The sequence below is a fragment of the Bradyrhizobium sp. ISRA430 genome (assembly GCF_029909975.1).
Lineage (GTDB): Bacteria > Pseudomonadota > Alphaproteobacteria > Rhizobiales > Xanthobacteraceae > Bradyrhizobium.
Map to the genome: position 1 here is coordinate 2,557,569 of NZ_CP094516.1, position 17,898 is coordinate 2,575,466.

Here is a 17,898-nt window from a genome sequence, read left to right on the forward strand (position 1 = left end):
GGAGACTAGTATGATGAGGAAAGTGGTTATCGCGGCAGGTGTTTTCGTGGCATCGACGGCGATGGCGTCGGCCGCGACGCTGGATACGGTGAAGAGCCGCGGCACGCTGGTGTGCGGCGTCAGCACCGGGTTTGCCGGCTTCTCCGCGCCGGACTCGCAAGGCAACTTCAAGGGCCTCGACGTCGACTATTGCCGCGCGCTCGCGGCCGGCGTGCTCGGCGATCCCAACAAGGTACGCTACGTCGCGCTGACCGCGCAGAACCGCTTCACCGCACTGCAATCGGGCGAGATCGACGTGCTCTACCGCAACTCGACGCAGACCTATTTGCGCGGCGTCACGCTCGGCCTCCGCCAGGGCCCGATCAACTTCTACGACGGCCAGGGTTTTGTCGTGAAGAAGGATCTCGGCGTGAAGGAGCTCAAGGATCTGAAGGGCGCTACCGTCTGCGTCGCGCAAGGCACCACCCATGAGGTCACGCTCGGCGACTACGGCCGCGCCAACGGCATCGACTGGAAGCCCTTGGTGTTCGATCGCGTCGACACCATGTACCAGACCTTCTTCGGCGGCCGCTGCGATGCCATGACCCAGGACGCTTCCGCGCTCGCCGGCGCGGTGACCACAGCAGCGCCAAACCCGGCCGACTACGTCGTGCTGCCGCAGACCATCAGCAAGGAGCCGCTCGGGCCCTTCACCCGCAACGGCGACGAGGTCTGGAGCGATATCATCACCTGGCTGCATTACGGACTGATCGAGGCCGAGGAACTCGGCGTGATGCAGGCCAATGTGGAGGAGATGACGAAGTCGAGCACGCCCGCGATCCAGCGCCTGCTCGGCGCTTCCGGCGACCTCGGCTCGCGACTGGGGCTCGATAACAAGTGGCTGGTCGCGGCGATCAAGGCCGGTGGCAATTACGGCGAGATCTATGACCGCAACGTCGGCAAGGCGAGCCCGCTCAAGCTCGAGCGCGGCCTCAACGGGCTCTGGAGCAAGGGCGGTTTGATGTACGCCATCCCGTTCAAGTAGACACTCGCGTGTGTCCCCGGACGCGCTGCAGCGTGTAACGCTGCTGCGCTGAGCCGGGACCTAGTGGCCACGAATGAGTCCCGGCTCAGCAGCGCAATACTGCGCATTGCGCTGCGTCCGGGGCGCGATACCTTCGCCAGGTAACAAGGTTCAATGACGACGCCTCCTCGCATCGCCCTCATCCACGCCCTCAAGCATTCCATCGCGCCGATCGAGGCTGCGTTCGCAAAGGCCTGGCCGCAGGCGCGGCTGATGAACCTGCTCGATGACAGCCTTTCGGCAGACCTGGCGCACGACGGCGAGCTCAGCGACGCCATGACCGAGCGCTTCCTCGCGCTCGGCGATTATGCGGTGGCGACGGGGGCAAACGCGATCCTGTTCACTTGCTCGGCCTTCGGTCCCTGCATCGAGGCGGTGGCGCGCGCGCATGCACCGATGCCGGTGCTCAAGCCCAACGAGGCGATGATCGAGCGAGCCGTGACGATGGGCAGGCGGATCGGCCTGCTCTCGACCTTCCCGCCAACGCTGGTCTCGATGCCGCCGGAGTTTCCGGCCTCGGTCCAGGTCGTACCGAAGCTCGCCGAGGGCGCGCTGGCCGCGCTCGACCGCGGCGACCGCGCCGAGCATGACCGGCTGATCGCTCAGGCTTCGCGGGACTTGCGCGACTGCGACGTCGTCGCGCTCGCGCAGTTCAGCATCGCCGCCACGGCGCCGCTGGTCGCGGAGGCAACCGGGCGGCCCGTCGTGACCACACCGGACAGCGCGGTCGAGAAGCTGATGACGCTGCTTGGCGCGAAGGCTTAAGCGCTGGCCTTGTTCCGGCGCCGCGCGTCCTTGATCGCGGCCGCAAGCGCAGTCTTCGTCTCGTTGACGAAATCCTCGACGAGTTCTTCACGCGTGGCATGCGCCGCCTCCCCGGTGAACAGGCCCTGCTCGGCCAGCATCACTACGCCGTGCAGCGCCGCCCAGATCTTGAGCGCCTGCCGCTCGCGCAAGTAACCCACAGCCGGTGCATCCAGAGCTTCGATCACGAGTGCGAAGGTCTCGCGCGTGGCCTCATGCAGCTCGCTGCCCTTGGCCGCGCATGACACTGTGCGCGATGCGAACATCAGACGATAGATGCCGTTGCGGCGGAGGCCGAAATCGAGCGTCGCCTGGGCCAGCCGGGATAGTTTCGACTGCTTAGACGGCTTCGCCATCGCCGCGCGCAGCACGGCGGTGAATTGCCGGAACGCCTCAGTCGTCACCGCCGCGAGCAGCGCCTCGCGGTCGGCGAAATGCCGGTACGGTGCCGGCTGCGAGACGCCGAGCTCTTTCGCCAGCGCCTTGATGCTGATCGCCTCGGCTCCGGCCTGCTCCGCTTCGCGCAAGGCGGCCTTGATCAGAGCGTCGCGGAGATCGCCGTGATGATAGGTGTTCTGCGGCTTGCGGACGAGTTGTGACGGCATGTTGACGCGAAACCTATAAGTTTGCGCTTGACAGGGGAAGCCCACCGCGAATGTAATATACTATAACTTAGATCGGCGAAGGGCGCCGATAAATCGAACATGGGGAAACGCGTCCGGCCTTCCAGGCCCGCGCATACGACCGAGGACGCCAATGGCAGAGCGACTCAAGGTTCACGTTGATCCGGACAAATGCCAGGGCCACGCCCGCTGCAAGGCACTGGCGCCGGAACTGTTCGAGCTCGATGAATACGGCAACGCCCGCGAGGCCGGGGACGGCACCGTGCCGGCCGGGCTGGAAGACAAGGCCTGGCTTGCCAGATCCAACTGCCCGGAAATCGCGATCGACGTAATCAAGGAATAGCGCGCCTTTCACGACGCGCGTGCCTTCAGCGAACACCAGCTTCGAGGATTCCCTGAGATGTCCGACGTCAGCCAACCCGTTGTCCATCCGCCCGTCACCGACTGGCTCAACGATTTCGACCACACCGATCCGCAATGGACGGAAGATCCCTTCCCGATCTGGGACGAGCTGCGCGCCGCAAGCCCGGTCGTGCACACCAGACGCTTCCTCGGCTGCTACCTGCCGACGACCTATGAAGCGGTGCGCGAGATCGCCAACGATCCAGAGCATTTCTCCTCGCGCCGCATCATCGTGCGCGACGTGCGGCCCGAGGTGACCCAGAACGCCGCCCCGCCGATCACCTCCGATCCGCCCGCGCACAAACCGGCCAAGCAATTGCTGCTTCCGCCGTTCACGCCCGACGCGATGAAGAAGCTCGAGCCGCGGGTCCGCGCGATCTGCAATGAACTGATCGACGGCTTCATCGGCGAGAAAAAGGTGGATGCGGCGGCACGCTACACCAAGCACATTCCGGTGCGTGCGATCGCGCATATGCTCGGCATTCCCGAAAGCGACAGCGACCTCTTCATCAACTGGATCCACATGATCCTGGAGCTCGGCATCAAGGACGAGAACCTGCTGCTCCAGGCCGTCCACGAGATGAGCGACTATTTCAGGGCGCATATCGAGCAGCGCAGGAAGCACCCGACCGACGATCTCATCTCCTATCTGATGAATGCCAGGAACAAGGACGGCCAGCCGCTGGAGGAAGCGCACGTACTGGGCTCGCTGCGGCTGCTCCTGATCGCCGGCATCGATACCACCTGGAGCGCGATCGGTTCCTCGCTCTGGCATCTCGCCCGCACGCCGGCCGACCGCGAGCGCCTGATCGCCGAACCCAAGCTGATGCCGACGGCCGTCGAAGAATTCTTGCGCGCTTATTCCCCGGTGACGATGGCACGCGAGGTGGTCAAGGAGAGGACGGTCTCGGGCTGCCCGGTCAAGCCGGGCAACATGGTGCTGCTGTCCTTCCCGGCAGCCAACCGCGATCCCAAGATGTTTCCGGACGCTGACAAAGTTGTGATCGACCGGCGGGAAAACCGCCACGCCGCCTTCGGCCTCGGCATACACCGCTGTGTCGGTTCCAACCTGGCGCGGATGGAGATGCAGGTCGCGCTGGAGGAGTGGCTGAAGCGGATTCCGGATTTCCGGCTCGACCCGGCAGGCACCGTGACTTGGTCGCAGGGCACCGTGAGAGGCCCCCGCCAGTTGCCATTTCTGCTTGGAAAGGCGATGTAGGCCTCTCCAAAACCAGAGCGGAGAGGCCGGATATGACAGAGCAAGCAATCAAACCGGCCTCCGAGCATTTTGACGTCGCCGATGCCAAGCGGCGGATCAAGGCGATCTTCATCGGCTCCGTCGGCAATCTCGTCGAATGGTATGATTTTTACGCCTATACGGCGTTCGCTCTCTATTTCGCTCCGGCTTTCTTCCCCGGCAACGATCCCGTTGTCCAACAATTGAACGCCGCGGTCGTGTTCGCCGCGACCTTCCTGATGCGCCCCTTGGGCGGCTGGTTCTTCGGCTATCTCGCTGATCATTTCGGCCGGCGCATTTCGCTGACGCTGTCGGTCGTCTTCATGTGCTTCGGCTCGCTGATCATCGCGGTGACGCCGACCTACGCCACGATCGGCTTCGCCGCGCCCGCGATCCTGGCGCTGGCCCGCGTGATCGAGGGCCTGAGCCTCGGCGGCGAGTACGGCGCCAGCGCGACTTACTTGAGCGAGGTCGCCGACCCCCGGTACCGCGGCTTTTATTCAAGCTTTCAGTACGTCACCCTGATCGGCGGCCAGCTCACCGCGATCATCGTGCTCTTGCTCCTGCAAAAGGTCTTCCTCACGCCGGAAGAGCTGAAGGGCTGGGGCTGGCGCATCCCGTTTGCGATCGGCGCGATGCTGGCGATCTTCGCCGCGGTGATGCGGCGCAGCCTGCATGAGACCGAAGCGTTCGAAGAAGCCAAGAAGGTGGTCAAGCCGACCGGCTCGATCACCAACCTGCTGAGATATCCGCGCGAGCTGCTATTGGTGATGGGCCTCACCGCCGGCGGCACCGCAGCGTTCTATACCTTCACCACCTACATGCAGACCTTCGTCAAGCTCTCGGTCGGGCTGACCGAGGACCAGACCACCTTCGTGATCTTCGGCACGCTGATCTTCGCGACCATCCTGCAGCCGATCTATGGCGCGATCTCGGACAAGATCGGGCGCAAGCCGCTCCTGATCTTCTTCGGCATCGCGGGCACGCTCTCGACCGTGCCGCTGCTGATGACGCTGAAAGAGACCAAATCGCCGTTCGTCGCGTTCGTCCTGATCTGCGCCGCCTGGCTGTTCGTGGCCGGCTACACCTCGATCAATGCGGTGGTGAAGGCCGAGCTGTTCCCGACCAATGTCCGCGCTCTGGGCGTCGGCCTGCCCTATGCGATCACCGTCTCGCTCTTCGGCGGCACGGCACCTGCGATCGCACTCTACTTCAAGAGCGTCGGGCGCGAGGAATGGTTCTACTTCTACCTCAGCGGCATCATCTGCATCTCGCTGATCATCTATGCTACGATGCGCGACACCAAGCATGCGTCCGCGATGCATCGCCACGAGTAGCCAATGGCCGACGAGAACGAGCCACCGCCCGACAGCAAGCTGACGCGCACCAAGGAGAAATGGGCGCGCGAGGGCCGCTTCCTCACCGGCAGGATCACGCGCCTGGAGGATCATCGGCTGCCGCCCGGCCAGCACCTCACCAAGGACTGGCCGGTGCTGGATCTTGGCCTTTCACCCGAGATCTCGCGCGAGCGCTGGCGGCTCGACGTCTATGGTGCGATCGACAATCCGCTGTTCTGGAGCTTTGCGGAGTTTAGCGCGCAGAAGCAGGCGCAATTCACCTCCGACATCCACTGCGTGACGACCTGGTCGCGCTATGACAATCAGTGGGAGGGCCTCGCAACGCGCGCGTTGCTCGCGATCTGCCAGCCCCGCGACGATGCGCGCTTCGTGGTGCTGCATTCCTATGACGGTTACACCACCAATCTCGCGCTGGAAGATTTTGCCGCGGAAGACGCTTTGCTCGCCCATAGCTGGTCGGGCCAGCCGCTGACGAACGAGCACGGCGGTCCGGTACGGCTGGTCGTGCCGCATCTCTATTTCTGGAAGAGCGCCAAATGGCTCCAGGCCATCGAATTCCTGACCGAGGATGCGCGGGGTTTCTGGGAAGTCCGCGGTTACCATAACCGCGGCGATCCCTGGGCCGAACAGCGCTATTCGGGCGACTAGATTTCAAGCAGAACGGGGAAAGCCCATGGCTACGGAACGCTTTCAATTCCAGGGCGAAGGCGGTCATCAGCTTGCAGCGGCGTTGGAGTTGCCGGACGGCGAGCCGGCGGCCTACGCGTTGTTCGCGCATTGCTTCACCTGCGGCAAGGATACGCTGGCCGCCAAGCGCATCGCGGTGGCGCTCGCGGCCAAAGGCATCGCGGTACTCCGCTTCGACTTCACCGGACTCGGCTCCAGCGAGGGCGACTTCGCCAATTCGACGTTCTCTTCCAACGTCGCCGATCTCGTCCACGCCGCCGACCACTTGCGCAAAGTCCGCAAGGCGCCGTCGATCCTGATCGGACACAGCCTCGGCGGCGCCGCGATCCTTGCTGCGGCCGAGAAGGTTCCAGAGGCGAAGGCGGTCGCGACCATCGCGGCGCCGTCCGATCCGGCGCACGTCACCGGGCTCTTCAAAGAACATGTCGAAACAATCCGCTCGCAAGGCGAGCTTGAAGTGTCCCTCGCGGGACGTCCGTTTCGGATCAAGCGCGAATTCCTCGACGACATCGTCGAGCACGAACTGATGAAGGACGTCACCGGCCTGCACAAGGCGCTCCTGGTGATGCATTCGCCGGTCGACGACACTGTCGGTATCGAAAATGCGACCAAGATCTTCGTCGCGGCAAAACATCCCAAGAGCTTCATCTCGCTCGACCACGCCGATCATCTGCTCACGAAGCCTGCAGACGCGCTCTATGTAGCCGACGTGATCACAGCCTGGGCGAGCCGCTACATCGAGACGGCAAAGCCGGCAAGGGCGATGGATCTCGCCGAGGCGCCGCGCCAGGTCGTGGTGCAGGAGACGCGCAAGAGCAAGTTCAACCAGATCGTCTCGGTCGGGCCGCATCGCCTGGTCGCGGACGAGCCGGTTGCCGTCGGCGGCGAGGATGCCGGCCCCGGACCCTATGATTTCCTGCTCGCCGGCCTTGGCGCCTGCACCTCCATGACGATGCGGCTCTATGCCGACCGCAAGTCGCTGCCGCTCGACCGCGTCACCGTCACGCTGAAGCATTCGAAGATCTACGCCAAGGATTGCGCGGAGTGCGAGACGCGCGAGGGCATGCTCGACCAGATCGATCGCGTGATCGCGATGGAAGGCACGCTCGATGCCGAACAGCGCAAGAAGCTGATGGAGATCGCCGACAAGTGTCCGGTACACCGAACGCTGACCTCGGAGATCCGCATCGTGACGAAGGCCGCGGATTGAGGTATCGCTCTAGAAGCAGGACGTCATCGTTCGCACGGCCGCGCTGATCTCGTTCTCGCGCCATGCCGCAAAGCCGAGCAGCAGGCCGTGATCGCGCGGCTGGCCGAGCGACAGGCTCGATAGCGCCCGCGTCTCGACTCCGGCCGCGACCAGCCGTTTGACCGCCGCCCGGTCCGTGCTGCCGCGCTTGAGGCGCGCAACGAGCTGAATACCGCCCGAGGGCACCTCCGCCTCGAGAACATCGCCCAGACGGCGTTCCATCTCGCTGACGAGATGATCGCGGCGCGCATGATAGAGACGGCGCATCCGCCGGAGATGCGCGAGAAAATGCCCATCGGCGATGAACTCGGCCAGTGCTTCCTGGATATGGCTGGCCGCGATCGACCCCATGTGCCGCTGCGCGATCTCCAGCGTATCGCGCAGGGCCGGCGGTGCAACGAGGTAGCCGAGCCGGATGTCCGAGGTCATCGCCTTTGAAAAGGTACCGACATAGAACACGCGGCCATGGGCATCGAGCCCTTGCAAGGACGGCACCGGCCGGCTGTCATAGTGGAATTCGCCGTCGTAATCGTCTTCGATGATCCAAGTCTTGCCCGGCCGGCTTGCGGTGAGAAATTCGGTGCGGCGGGCAAGCGACATCAAACGCCCCGTCGGGTGCTGGTGCGACGGCGTCATGAAGATGAGCTTTGGCGCGGCCATTCCGGTCACCCGCTGCATGCCCTGCTCGTCCAGCCCCCAGGCCAACCACGCGCGCGCCGGAGGCGCGGAAGGCGGCCGCAGCGCCGGGATAGCCGGGATCCTCGACCCAGACCTCATCTCCGGGCGTGATGAGGGTGGCTGCAATCAAGGTCAGCGCCGCCTGCGCGCTCGGCAGGATCAAGATCTGCTCTGACGCCGCGCGCACGCCCCTGTTGCTCGCGAGGTAGTGCGCCAACGCCTCGCGCAGACGCGGCCGGTTGATCGGTCCGAGCTCGCGTTTCGCAGCGCGCACGGCGCTGCGGCGCAGGCAGCGCGCCCAGATCTCGTTCGGAAACTCCCGGGCATCGGCGTGGCCGGGCCTCAGGGGTCGCAACCGCGCGAGATAGGACATCGGCCAATCCGTCTCGCGCAGCCTCGAGGCCCAGGGCGAGAGCCGGGGTTGCACACGCGATGTTGCAACGCCTGTGCGTTCGATGCGTTCGCCACCCTCGACCATCACTACCGGACGCCTGCCGTGGGACATCTCCAGGTAACCCTCGGCGGCGAGCTGCTCGAACGCGAAACTGACGGTATTGCGCGACACGCCGAGATCGCTCGCGAGCCGGCGGCTCGACGGCAGCGCACGACCCTTGCCGAGCCGCCCGCTTGCAATCAGGCGCCTGAGCTGGCTCGTCAATTGCGCCACCAGCCCTTCCTCGCTGGATCGCTCCAGCACGATCAGCCCGGAAATCATCGTCTCTAGAACTGGCACTTTGATTCTTTCAAATCTGGCACTTTTTTGAGTGCCAATTGCGATGCTATCTGTCGGACTACGCCGCTTCAAGGATCTTGCAATGAACACCTCCCTGTCACCCCGCGCGGCCGTAGGCCTGTTCGTCATCGTCGTTTTGGCCTGGGGCGTGAACTGGTCGGTAACGAAGCAGCTGGTGCAGTTAGTGCCGCCGCTGTGGAGCGCGGCAATCAGGAGCTGGATCGCGCTCATCGGTCTGTTCGTGATTCTGCGCGCAAGCAATAATCTGGTCATTCCGGAGCGACACGACGTCCCCGTGATCCTGAGCGTGTCGCTGCTGCACATGACGCTATTCTCGACGTTGGCGGCCGCGGGCTTGCGCTTCATTCCCGCCAGCAAGGGCGTCGTGCTCGGCTACACGACGCCGCTCTGGGTGGCGCTCGCCGCGCCCCTGCTCGGCAAGGACACGCTGACCGCGCCGAAGCTCGGCGGCGCGTTGCTGGGCCTGGCCGGACTTGCCGTGATCCTGAATCCATCCTCGATCGATTGGACCAACGTCAACGTCGTGCTCGGCGCCGGCATGGTGATCCTGGCCGCCATCTGCTGGGCCGCGAACATCATCTATCTGCGCTCGCATCGCTGGATCGCGTCCCCGCTCCAACTCCTGATCTGGCAGGTGCTCGTGGCAACGGTGGTGCTATCAGTCGCGGCGACGATTGCGGACGGCCTGCCGCACGCCGAATGGTCGTGGCGGCTCGTGCTGCTGTTCCTCTATTCAGGCCTGATCGGGACGGCGCTGGCCTATTGGGCGATGTCGATGGTCAACAAGAGCATCTCGGCCTTGACGACGTCGCTGGGCACCACGGGGACGCCGATCGTCGGCATCGCCAGTGCTGCGGCCCTCCTGGGCGAACCCATCGACATCAGCCTTGCCGTCGCGGCAGCGCTGATCGTCGCGGGCATCGGCCTCGCCACTCTGACCGACCGGCCACTGCGCGGTCAGGCGACTGCGAGAGGCTGAACGCGCAGCGCACCGCGCAAGCCCGCAGCAGTGCCGAGCAGGATACCGGCGACCGCGACGAATGACGCCAGTGCGAGGGTGGACAGGCCGGTGAGCCCCTGCCCGATCGAGCAGCCGAACGCCATCACGCCGCCGATACCCATCAGCGCTGCGCCGCTGGCCGAGCGCAGCATGTGGCGCGGCGAGGAATAGCCTTCGAGCTTGAAACGACCCGTGGCCAGTGCCGTCACGAGGCTACCTGCGAACACGCCGGCGACCGTCGCGATGCCGAAGTTCGGCGTCAGGCCGGTCGAGAGCATGGCGTATTGCAGCGCGTCCGCAATCGGCGCGATGAAGGTGAGCGAGGTGACCGGTACCGGGTTGAAATCATCGGCACCGAGGTAACCTGTGACGAACCAGCCGCCGGCAACGAGGAGGCCGACGATGATGCCGGCCGCGATCTGGCCCGGCGAGCGCCGGAAACTGGCGTGAGCGAATGCAAAAAGGATCAGGGCGACAGCGATCGCGGCTGCGGCCAGCGTGCGCGAGACGGCTTCGCCAAGGCCAAGCGTTGCCAGCAGGGACGGCAGCGAGTTCGCGTTCACCGTGCCCTGCGAGGCTTGAACGAGCGCGATGCGCGCCGGCGCGATCAGGCCCTTGAGCGTCATCTGTGCGGCGATGGCGAGCACGATCACGACGACGAAGGAGCGGAGATTGCCGCGGCCGAGCAGCACCAGCGCACGCGAGCCGCAGCCGTTCGACAGCACCATGCCGTAACCGAACAACAGGCCGCCGAGGAACAGCACCGGCGCCGAAAACGTCTGCTGCAGATAGATCGACTTGCCGAGATCGATCGTGCCGCTGCCGGCAAGAAGCTGGCTCGCCGCAATCGCGACGGCGATCGCCAGCGCATAGGTGCGCACCAGCCGCCCGTCTCCCTCCGCGAGCCAGCCGCGCATGCTGCTCATCAGGCAGAAGCCACTGAGCAGGCCGACGGCGCCGTAGATCAGGCCGATGGCGAGGCCGGCGAGGATGACGACTTGCGCGGACGATTCCATGACTACGGCTTCAGGATCACGCGATCGCGCGAGGAGCCGGCGACGGCGACATACGCCTCCTTGGCGCGCTCCAGCGGATAGATCGCACTCGCCCTGATCGGGAACGGCTTCAAGTGGCCGCTCGCAAAGCCGGGGCCCAGGTCGCGCAGCACCGCGCCGGTTGCCGCCGACGAGAGGCCGAGCGTATCGATGCCCACATAAGTGTGCTGTCCCCGGTAGAATTCGAGGATGTTGAACTGCACGATGCGGTCGATCGCGGCAATCAGGATCTGGCGGCCACGAAGTGCGAGCGACTTGTGCGCGGCCTGAAAATAGGGATCGCCGACGGTGTTGAAGACGAGGTCGACGCCCTTGCCGCCGGTCACATCGCGCACGCGCGCCGCGACATCGGTTGCGGAGGCATCGATCACCTCGATGGCTGCGTTGGTATGGCCTTCATAGGCTTCGGCCTTGCGCACCACGCCGATGACGCGCGCGCCCTGCCAAGTCGCGATCTGCACCGCGGCCTGGCCGACCTTGCCGTTGACGCCAAACACCAGCACGGTCTCGCCGGTCCTCGGCACACCGGCGCGACGAAAGCCCTCCATGGCGGTGACGAAGGGCACACCGATGCCGGCCGCCTCCTCCCAGGAGACGGTCTTCGGCCTCTCCACCACTGCATCCGTCTCGACGACGAGATGGGTGGCATGGGTGCCGTCGCGGCGGATGCCGAGATCGCCGGAGGAACCGAACACCTCGCGGCCGACCGTGCCGGCCGGGCCATCGATGACCACGCCGGCATAGTCGCGGCCGGGCGTACGCGGGAACACGGCATAGGGCATCAGCCCGGTCGCGGCCTTCACGTCGGACGGATTGACGGCGGCGGCCTTGACCTCGATCAGGAGATCGTTTGGACCGCGCGTGAGCATGTGCCGTTCGACGACCGGCGCCAGCGCGGCGGCGGTCTCAGCCTTGGCATTGAGGCGCACGCAGCGCGCTTCGACGGCGTTGGTATCGGCTGGTGACATCAAAAGACCCACGATTTCTCGCGGGCCTTGTCGCCCTTGCGGAGACTCAAGTCAACCTGCCCCCTCATCCTGAGGAGCCTGCGAAGCAGGTGTCTCGAAGGATGAAGGCCGCCTCGCAGCAGCCGGTCTCGTGGTTCTCGCGGCGATACGAGGCATCGTCCGCTACACGGCGCTGACGCGCTCCTCACCATGAGGGTCGAGGCTAGTCCTTCGGCCGCTTGTCGTAGACCCGCTTGGCCTTTCCGAGCGACCGCTCCAGCGTGGCCGGCGCGACCGCCTGCACCTTCGCCGTGACGCCAATGGTGTTCTTGATGTGGGTCGAGATCCGCTCGGCGTGCTCGACGAGCCCGCGGCCGTCCCAGCTTTCGGGCCGCGCCTCGGCGATGATGGTCAGCTCGTCCATACGGCCTTCGCGCGTCAGTTCGAGGATGAAGTGGCCGCCGCACCAATCGGTCGCGAGCAGCACCTCCTCGATCTGGGTCGGGAACAGGTTGACGCCGCGCAGGATGATCATGTCATCCGAGCGCCCCGTCACCTTCTCCATGCGCCGCATGCCGGGGCGCGCGGTGCCCGGCAACAGCCGCGTCAGGTCGCGGGTGCGGTAGCGGATCACCGGGAAGGCTTCCTTGGTCAGCGACGTGAACACCAGTTCGCCCTTCGCGCCATCCGGCAGCACCGCGCCGGTCTCGGGATCGATCACCTCGGGATAGAAGTGATCCTCCCAGATGTGCAGGCCGTCTTTGGTCTCGATGCATTCCTGCGCGACGCCGGGACCGATCACCTCCGAGAGGCCATAGATGTCGGTCGCGTCCATGTCGAAGGCCTCTTCGATCTCGCCGCGCATCGCATTGGTCCAGGGTTCGGCGCCGAAGATGCCGACCTTGAGCGAGCACCGGCGCGGATCGAGCCCCTGGCGCTTGAACTCATCGAGGATCGCCAGCATGTAGCTCGGCGTCACCGTGATGATATCAGGACGGAAATCGTTGATGAGCTGCACCTGCCGCTCGGTCATGCCGCCCGAGATCGGCACCACGGTACAGCCGAGCTTTTCCGCGCCGTAGTGCACTCCTAACCCGCCGGTGAAGAGGCCATAGCCATAGGCGTTATGGATGATCATGCCGGTGCGGCCGCCGGCGGCGCGGATCGAGCGCGCCATCACTTCCGACCACGTATCGATATCGCGTTGGGTGTAGCCGACCACGATCGGCTTGCCCGTCGTGCCCGAGGAGGCATGCACGCGCACCAGCTTTTCGCGGGGAACGGCGAACATGTTGAATGGATAGTTGTCGCGCAGGTCCGTCTTCACCGTGAACGGAAACTTTGCGAGGTCGGACAATTCGCGAAAGTCAGAGGGATGCACGCCGGCCTTGTCGAAGGCTTTGCGAAAATGCGCAACATTGTCGTAGGCGTGCTTCAGCGACCAGGCCAGGCGCTGCGTCTGCAACGCCATGATCTCGTCGCGCGACGCGCGCTCATGCGCGTCCATCTCCGGACTATAGGTGCTGCCACCTTCCTTGAGCCTGGTCAGAGCCATCCTCGTTTCCCCACATCATTGGTTTGTTTTTTCTTTAGTCTTGATGACCTTGCGTCGGCAGCCACGTGCCGGGAATGACACGCGAGTGCCCGCGAAACTCAGCGATGACGGTGTCGCCGACAGTGACGCGCACGTCATAGATGCCCGAGCGTCCGCCGCGGCTGATCTCTCGGGCCTTCGCAATGAGCCGATCGCCGAGCCTGCCCGGCTTGATGAAGGTGATCTGCCCTTGCGCGGCGACCACGCGCTCATTGTGCGAGTTGCAGGCAAACGCGAAAGCCGAGTCGGCCAGTGTGAAGATGAAGCCGCCATGGGCAATGCGCTGGCCGTTGACCATGTCAGGCCGGACCGTCATTGCCAGCGTCGCAAAGCCGGGGCCGATCTCGACGATCTCCATACCGAGACCTTTCGAGGCATCGTCCTCCGCCCACATCGCGTCGGCGCAGGCGCGGGCCACATCTTCGGGCGACAGGGCTGCTTTGACGTTCACGCGCTTCTCCCGGCCAAATGTTTTTCCCATGATGTTCTGCTGCTTGGCGAAGCCTGTCAAACGTGGTCGTAGTCAACCACGACCCGCTCCGACGACGGCTTCGCCTGGCAGGTCAGCACGAAACCCGCCTTCAGCTCCCAGGGCTCCAGCGAATAATTGATGTCCATCGGCGCCTCGCCCTCGACCAGCTTGGCGCGGCAGGTCGAGCACATACCCCCCTTGCAGGCGAAGGGCAGATCGACGCCGGCACGCAGCGCGGCATCGAGGATCGCTTCGTCTTCGGCGACTGGAACATCGCGGCGCTTGCCATCGATAATCAGCGAGGCGATCGCCTTCGGCGGCGCGTCCACTGCGACAACCTTCTTTGTCCGAGGCTTTCCGCCGAATTCCGAGACGAAACGTTCGACATGGATGCGGTCCTCGGCGATGCCGATGTCGCGGCAGGTCGCCTCGATCTCCTCGCTCATGCCGAGAGGACCGCAGACGAAGACGTGATCGATGCTTTCCGCCGGCACCAGTGCGCGCAACAGCACTCTCACCTTCTCACCGTCGAGCCGGCCATGCAGGATGGGAATGTCCTGCTCCTCGCCGGAAATGACGTGGAAGATCGAGAGACGATCGATGAAGCGGTCCTTGAGTTCCTCGAGGTCCTCCAGGAACATGATGTTGGCGCTCGCGCGATTGCCATAGAACAGGAAGAAGCGGCTGCTCGGCTCACCCGTCAGCACGCCCTTGACGATCGACAGGATCGGCGTGATGCCGGAGCCGGCGGCAAAGCCGACATGGATGCGTCCGCTATCTGCCGATGGGATCGCACCGAAGCGGCCGGTCGGCGTCATCACGTCGAGCTCATCGCCGCATTTCAACTCGTCCGCAGCCCAGCTCGAGAACGCGCCGCCGTCGACCCTCTTCACGGCGATGCGGATCTCGCCGTCATCCGGACCGGAGCAGATCGAGTAGGAGCGGCGCACCTCCTCGCCATCGAGCGTGGTGCGGAGCGTGAGGTACTGGCCGGGCGAGAAGGCGTAATCGCTCGCAAGTTCGCTCGGGATGGTGAAGGTCATCGACACGGCGTCCGACGCCTCGCGGCGAAGGTCGTTGACGGCGAGGCGATGGAAGCGTGGTGCGGCTGCGGACATGATGAACACTCTAAGTTTGGCTCACCGGCGTCATTGCGAGCGCAGCGAAGCAATCCAGAATCCTTCCGCGGGAACACTCTGGATTGCTTCGCTGCGCTCGCAATGACGGTTGGGCTGACATCGTGCCTTCTCAATGACACTTGAAGTAGTCGAAGGGTTCGCGGCAGGCCTTGCAGCGCCACAGCGCCTTGCAGGAGGTCGAGCCGAATTCGGACAGCAGCTCGGTGTTGCCAGACCCGCACTGCGGGCATGCGACCGCCTGCTCGCCGAACAGCGCGCGACGAGAGCTCGAAGCTTGCGGCGGTGCAATGCCATAGGCGCGCAACTTCCGGCGCCCCTCCTCGCTCATCCAGTCGGTGGTCCAGGCCGGCGAAAGCACGGTGTGCACCTTCGGACGCCGGAAGCCGGCGCGCTCCAGCGCGAGTTCGATTTCCAGCGCGATCATGTTCATGGCGGGGCAGCCCGAATACGTCGGAGTGATCGAGACCTCGATCTGATCGCCTTGGAGCGCGACGTCGCGCAGGACGCCGAGATCGGCGATGGTCAGCACCGGGATCTCCGGATCGACGACGCTCGCTGCAGCGTCCCAGGCACGCTGCCGCAGCTCGGTGTCGCTGTCGAGCGCGGTCACCATGTCAGCCCCGGGAAGGTGCGCTGCATCGATTGCAGCTCGCTGAGCAGATGGCCGAGATGCTCGCTGTGCCGGCCCGAACGACCGCCCTCCTGCATCCAGTCGTTTTGCGGCAATGTGAGTGTCGTCTCGCCGATGATGCCGGTCACCGTCTTAAGCCAGCGATCGCGCAAACCCGCCGGATCGATGGCGACGCCGGCGTCGATCAGACCGCGCTCGCTGTCGTCGACGACGAACATCTCGCCGGAGAAGGCCCAGAGGTGATCGATCGCCGCCTGCGCGCGGACGTGGCTCTCTTCCGTGCCGTCGCCGAGCCGGATGATCCATTCCGAGGCGTGGCGCAGATGGTAGGCGCTCTCCTTCTCCGATTTGGCCGCAACCGCAGCCAGCGTCGCATCGCGCGATGTCATCATCGCGCGCCAGTAGAGATCGGCGAAGGCGGAATAGAAGAACTGCCGCACCAGGGTCTGGGCGAAATCGCCGTTCGGCTGCTCGACCAGCAACAAATTGCGGTATTGCCTGACGTCGCGAAGATAGGCGAACTTGTCCTCGTCGTTGTCCTTGCCTTCGACCCTGGCCGCGTAGGTGTAGAGCTCGCGGGCCTGGCCGAGCAGGTCGAGCGCGATATTGGAGAGCGCCATGTCCTCTTCCAGCATCGGCGCATGCCCGCACCATTCCGACAACCGATGGCCGAGGATCAACGCGTCGTCGGCGCGGCGCAGTGTGTAGAGCACCAGCGGCGTTTCGGAGACCTGGATGTTGGCGAGGGGCATTGCTTCGATCCGCTGTTCACTTGCCACTTGTTCCGACCTCATCCCGAGGAACCCGCGTAGCGGACGTTTCGAAGGATGGGCCGCGAGGCCTGGGGCCCTCATGATTCGATACGGCGCTATGCGCCTCCTCACCATGAGGGGCGAAAGGGTCACATGTGTCCGACTTCTTCAGGCACCTCATAAAACGTTGGGTGCCGGTAGATCTTCGATTCCGCCGGCTCGAACATCATGCCCTTCTCGGCGGGATCGCTCGCGGTGATCGCGGTCGACGGCACGACCCAGATCGAGAGCCCCTCGCCGCGGCGGGTGTAGATGTCACGCGCGGCCTGCAACGCCATGGTGGCATCGCTCGCATGCAGCGAGCCGACATGCTTGTGCGCGAGCCCGTTGCGGCTGCGAATGAAGACTTCCCATAACGGTGTGTTCGGCGTGGCCATCGTGATCTCCTACTCCGCAGCTTGCGCGGTCTGACGGTTTGCGCGCTTCGCGGCATAAGCCGCGGCGGCCGCGCGCACCCAAGCGCCCTCATCGTGCGCCTTGCGGCGCGCGGAGATGCGATCGCGGTTGCAGGGGCCGTTACCGGCGAGCACCTGCTTGAACTCGGTCCAGTCGATCTCGCTGTAGCGCCAGTGTCCCCCGGCATCCTGCGTCATGCCGGGATCGGGAACGGTGAGGCCGAGATATTGCGCCTGCGGCACGGTGGCATCGACGAACTTCTGGCGCAGCTCGTCGTTGGAGAAGCGCTTGATCTTCCACCTGGTCGAAGTGTCGCTGTGCTGGCTCGCGGCATCGGGCGGGCCGAACATCATCAGCACCGGCCACCACCAGCGGTTCAACGCATCCTGCGCCATCGCCTTCTGCTCGTCGGAGCCGCGGCACAGCGTCAGCATGATCTCGTAGCCCTGGCGCTGGTGGAACGACTCCTCCTTGCAGACCCGGATCATCGCACGCGCATAGGGGCCGTAGGAGCAGCGGCACAGCGGGATCTGGTTCATGATTGCGGCGCCATCGACCAGCCAGCCGATGGTGCCGATGTCGGCCCAAGTCAGCGTCGGATAGTTGAAGATCGAGGAGTACTTGGCTTTGCCCGCAAGCATGGCGTCGACCAGTTCCTCGCGCGAGGAGCCGAGCGTCTCGGCCGCGGCATAGAGATAAAGCCCGTGGCCGCACTCGTCCTGCACCTTGGCGAGCAGCGCGGCCTTGCGGCGCAGCGTTGGTGCGCGCGTGATCCAATTGCCCTCGGGCAGCATGCCGACGATTTCGGAGTGGGCGTGCTGGGAGATCTGGCGGGTGAGCGTTTTGCGATAGGCCGCCGGCATCCAGTCGTTCGGCTCGATACGCTCCTCGGCATCGATGCGCGCCTGGAATTGCGCAGCCTTGGCCGCGTCCTCAAGGCCGCGATCCTCGGCCTCGGCCGTGTTCAGCGCCTGCGTATACATGCGCATCCTCCCGT

18 protein-coding genes and 1 pseudogene are annotated in these 17,898 nt (G+C 64.8%); 8 read left to right on the forward strand and 11 right to left on the reverse strand.

What is annotated here, in order from left to right:
• Positions 1–10 precede the first annotated feature (10 nt).
• Together MTX21_RS12500 and MTX21_RS12505 are read left to right on the forward strand one after the other, a co-directional pair.
• Positions 11–1,024: an amino acid ABC transporter substrate-binding protein gene (locus tag MTX21_RS12500; protein WP_280965111.1), complete on the forward strand. Its 1,014-nt coding sequence runs from the start codon at positions 11–13 to the stop codon at positions 1,022–1,024.
• A 153-nt stretch (positions 1,025–1,177) separates the two neighbouring features.
• Positions 1,178–1,828 carry an aspartate/glutamate racemase family protein gene (locus tag MTX21_RS12505; protein WP_280965112.1) on the forward strand — a complete coding sequence of 217 codons (651 nt, stop codon included), beginning with the start codon at positions 1,178–1,180 and terminating at the stop codon, positions 1,826–1,828.
• Here MTX21_RS12505 and MTX21_RS12510 read toward each other — a convergent pair.
• A complete protein-coding gene (locus MTX21_RS12510; protein ID WP_280965113.1) occupies positions 1,825–2,472 on the reverse strand; it encodes a TetR/AcrR family transcriptional regulator in 648 nt (215 codons plus the stop codon). The two genes, MTX21_RS12505 and MTX21_RS12510, sit on opposite strands and share 4 nt — an antisense overlap.
• Before the next feature lie 151 nt (positions 2,473–2,623).
• Here MTX21_RS12510 and MTX21_RS12515 point away from each other — a divergent pair, with 151 nt between their 5' ends.
• Genes MTX21_RS12515 through MTX21_RS12535 form a run of 5 tightly spaced genes read left to right on the forward strand, consistent with a single transcriptional unit; the run spans position 2,624 to position 7,384 of the window.
• Positions 2,624–2,833, forward strand: a complete 210-nt coding sequence (locus MTX21_RS12515; RefSeq protein WP_280965114.1) for a ferredoxin — start codon at positions 2,624–2,626, stop codon at positions 2,831–2,833.
• A 57-nt stretch (positions 2,834–2,890) separates the two neighbouring features.
• Positions 2,891–4,111, forward strand: a complete 1,221-nt coding sequence (locus tag MTX21_RS12520; protein WP_280965115.1) for a cytochrome P450 — start codon at positions 2,891–2,893, stop codon at positions 4,109–4,111.
• A 32-nt stretch (positions 4,112–4,143) separates the two neighbouring features.
• The gene (locus tag MTX21_RS12525; RefSeq protein ID WP_280965116.1) at positions 4,144–5,466 is read left to right on the forward strand and encodes an MFS transporter; all 1,323 of its coding nucleotides are present in this window, start codon (positions 4,144–4,146) and stop codon (positions 5,464–5,466) included.
• Between the two features lie 3 nt (positions 5,467–5,469).
• On the forward strand, positions 5,470–6,135 hold the full coding sequence (locus MTX21_RS12530; RefSeq protein ID WP_280965117.1) for a sulfite oxidase-like oxidoreductase: 666 nt from the start codon (positions 5,470–5,472) through the stop codon (positions 6,133–6,135).
• Positions 6,136–6,160: 25 nt separating this feature from the next.
• Positions 6,161–7,384 carry a bifunctional alpha/beta hydrolase/OsmC family protein gene (locus MTX21_RS12535; protein ID WP_280965118.1) on the forward strand — a complete coding sequence of 408 codons (1,224 nt, stop codon included), beginning with the start codon at positions 6,161–6,163 and terminating at the stop codon, positions 7,382–7,384.
• A gap of 9 nt (positions 7,385–7,393) precedes the next feature.
• Here MTX21_RS12535 and MTX21_RS12540 read toward each other — a convergent pair.
• A pseudogene (locus MTX21_RS12540) lies at positions 7,394–8,816 on the reverse strand (PLP-dependent aminotransferase family protein).
• Positions 8,817–8,916: 100 nt separating this feature from the next.
• Here MTX21_RS12540 and MTX21_RS12545 point away from each other — a divergent pair.
• Entirely contained in the window at positions 8,917–9,834 is a 918-nt protein-coding gene (locus tag MTX21_RS12545; protein WP_280965119.1) for a DMT family transporter, read from the forward strand.
• Here MTX21_RS12545 and MTX21_RS12550 read toward each other — a convergent pair.
• From MTX21_RS12550 to paaA, 9 genes are all read right to left on the reverse strand, one after another.
• Positions 9,813–10,871, reverse strand: coding sequence for a YeeE/YedE family protein (locus MTX21_RS12550; protein WP_280965120.1), 1,059 nt, complete (start codon positions 10,869–10,871; stop codon positions 9,813–9,815). The genes MTX21_RS12545 and MTX21_RS12550 overlap by 22 nt on opposite strands.
• A 2-nt stretch (positions 10,872–10,873) precedes the next feature.
• On the reverse strand, positions 10,874–11,878 hold the full coding sequence (locus MTX21_RS12555; protein WP_280965121.1) for a zinc-binding alcohol dehydrogenase family protein: 1,005 nt from the start codon (positions 11,876–11,878) through the stop codon (positions 10,874–10,876).
• 202 nt (positions 11,879–12,080) lie between these two features.
• Positions 12,081–13,412: a phenylacetate--CoA ligase PaaK gene (gene paaK, locus MTX21_RS12560; RefSeq protein ID WP_280965122.1), complete on the reverse strand. Its 1,332-nt coding sequence runs from the start codon at positions 13,410–13,412 to the stop codon at positions 12,081–12,083.
• Positions 13,413–13,446: 34 nt separating this feature from the next.
• Positions 13,447–13,902 carry a hydroxyphenylacetyl-CoA thioesterase PaaI gene (gene paaI / locus MTX21_RS12565; RefSeq protein WP_280971036.1) on the reverse strand — a complete coding sequence of 152 codons (456 nt, stop codon included), beginning with the start codon at positions 13,900–13,902 and terminating at the stop codon, positions 13,447–13,449.
• Between the two features lie 56 nt (positions 13,903–13,958).
• The gene (paaE, locus tag MTX21_RS12570) at positions 13,959–15,041 is read right to left on the reverse strand and encodes a 1,2-phenylacetyl-CoA epoxidase subunit PaaE (RefSeq protein ID WP_280965123.1); all 1,083 of its coding nucleotides are present in this window, start codon (positions 15,039–15,041) and stop codon (positions 13,959–13,961) included.
• 130 nt (positions 15,042–15,171) lie between these two features.
• Entirely contained in the window at positions 15,172–15,675 is a 504-nt protein-coding gene (gene paaD, locus MTX21_RS12575; protein ID WP_280965124.1) for a 1,2-phenylacetyl-CoA epoxidase subunit PaaD, read from the reverse strand.
• Positions 15,669–16,445: a 1,2-phenylacetyl-CoA epoxidase subunit PaaC gene (gene paaC / locus MTX21_RS12580; protein ID WP_280965125.1), complete on the reverse strand. Its 777-nt coding sequence runs from the start codon at positions 16,443–16,445 to the stop codon at positions 15,669–15,671. The genes paaD and paaC overlap by 7 nt, the downstream gene beginning before the upstream one ends.
• 149 nt (positions 16,446–16,594) lie before the next feature.
• A complete protein-coding gene (gene paaB, locus MTX21_RS12585) occupies positions 16,595–16,882 on the reverse strand; it encodes a 1,2-phenylacetyl-CoA epoxidase subunit PaaB (RefSeq protein WP_008136594.1) in 288 nt (95 codons plus the stop codon).
• A 9-nt stretch (positions 16,883–16,891) separates the two neighbouring features.
• Positions 16,892–17,884 carry a 1,2-phenylacetyl-CoA epoxidase subunit PaaA gene (gene paaA, locus MTX21_RS12590; RefSeq protein WP_280965127.1) on the reverse strand — a complete coding sequence of 331 codons (993 nt, stop codon included), beginning with the start codon at positions 17,882–17,884 and terminating at the stop codon, positions 16,892–16,894.
• Positions 17,885–17,898 lie beyond the last annotated feature (14 nt).

Coding starts and splice junctions, on each gene's coding strand:
- MTX21_RS12500 (WP_280965111.1), top strand. CDS start 11: ATGATGAGGAAAGTGGTTATCGCGGCAGGTGTTTTCGTGGCATCGACG.
- MTX21_RS12505 (WP_280965112.1), top strand. CDS start 1,178: ATGACGACGCCTCCTCGCATCGCCCTCATCCACGCCCTCAAGCATTCC.
- MTX21_RS12510 (WP_280965113.1), bottom strand. CDS start 2,472: ATGCCGTCACAACTCGTCCGCAAGCCGCAGAACACCTATCATCACGGC.
- MTX21_RS12515 (WP_280965114.1), top strand. CDS start 2,624: ATGGCAGAGCGACTCAAGGTTCACGTTGATCCGGACAAATGCCAGGGC.
- MTX21_RS12520 (WP_280965115.1), top strand. CDS start 2,891: ATGTCCGACGTCAGCCAACCCGTTGTCCATCCGCCCGTCACCGACTGG.
- MTX21_RS12525 (WP_280965116.1), top strand. CDS start 4,144: ATGACAGAGCAAGCAATCAAACCGGCCTCCGAGCATTTTGACGTCGCC.
- MTX21_RS12530 (WP_280965117.1), top strand. CDS start 5,470: ATGGCCGACGAGAACGAGCCACCGCCCGACAGCAAGCTGACGCGCACC.
- MTX21_RS12535 (WP_280965118.1), top strand. CDS start 6,161: ATGGCTACGGAACGCTTTCAATTCCAGGGCGAAGGCGGTCATCAGCTT.
- MTX21_RS12545 (WP_280965119.1), top strand. CDS start 8,917: ATGAACACCTCCCTGTCACCCCGCGCGGCCGTAGGCCTGTTCGTCATC.
- MTX21_RS12550 (WP_280965120.1), bottom strand. CDS start 10,871: ATGGAATCGTCCGCGCAAGTCGTCATCCTCGCCGGCCTCGCCATCGGC.
- MTX21_RS12555 (WP_280965121.1), bottom strand. CDS start 11,878: ATGTCACCAGCCGATACCAACGCCGTCGAAGCGCGCTGCGTGCGCCTC.
- paaK (WP_280965122.1), bottom strand. CDS start 13,412: ATGGCTCTGACCAGGCTCAAGGAAGGTGGCAGCACCTATAGTCCGGAG.
- paaE (WP_280965123.1), bottom strand. CDS start 15,041: ATGTCCGCAGCCGCACCACGCTTCCATCGCCTCGCCGTCAACGACCTT.
- paaD (WP_280965124.1), bottom strand. CDS start 15,675: ATGGTGACCGCGCTCGACAGCGACACCGAGCTGCGGCAGCGTGCCTGG.
- paaC (WP_280965125.1), bottom strand. CDS start 16,445: ATGCCCCTCGCCAACATCCAGGTCTCCGAAACGCCGCTGGTGCTCTAC.
- paaB (WP_008136594.1), bottom strand. CDS start 16,882: ATGGCCACGCCGAACACACCGTTATGGGAAGTCTTCATTCGCAGCCGC.
- paaA (WP_280965127.1), bottom strand. CDS start 17,884: ATGTATACGCAGGCGCTGAACACGGCCGAGGCCGAGGATCGCGGCCTT.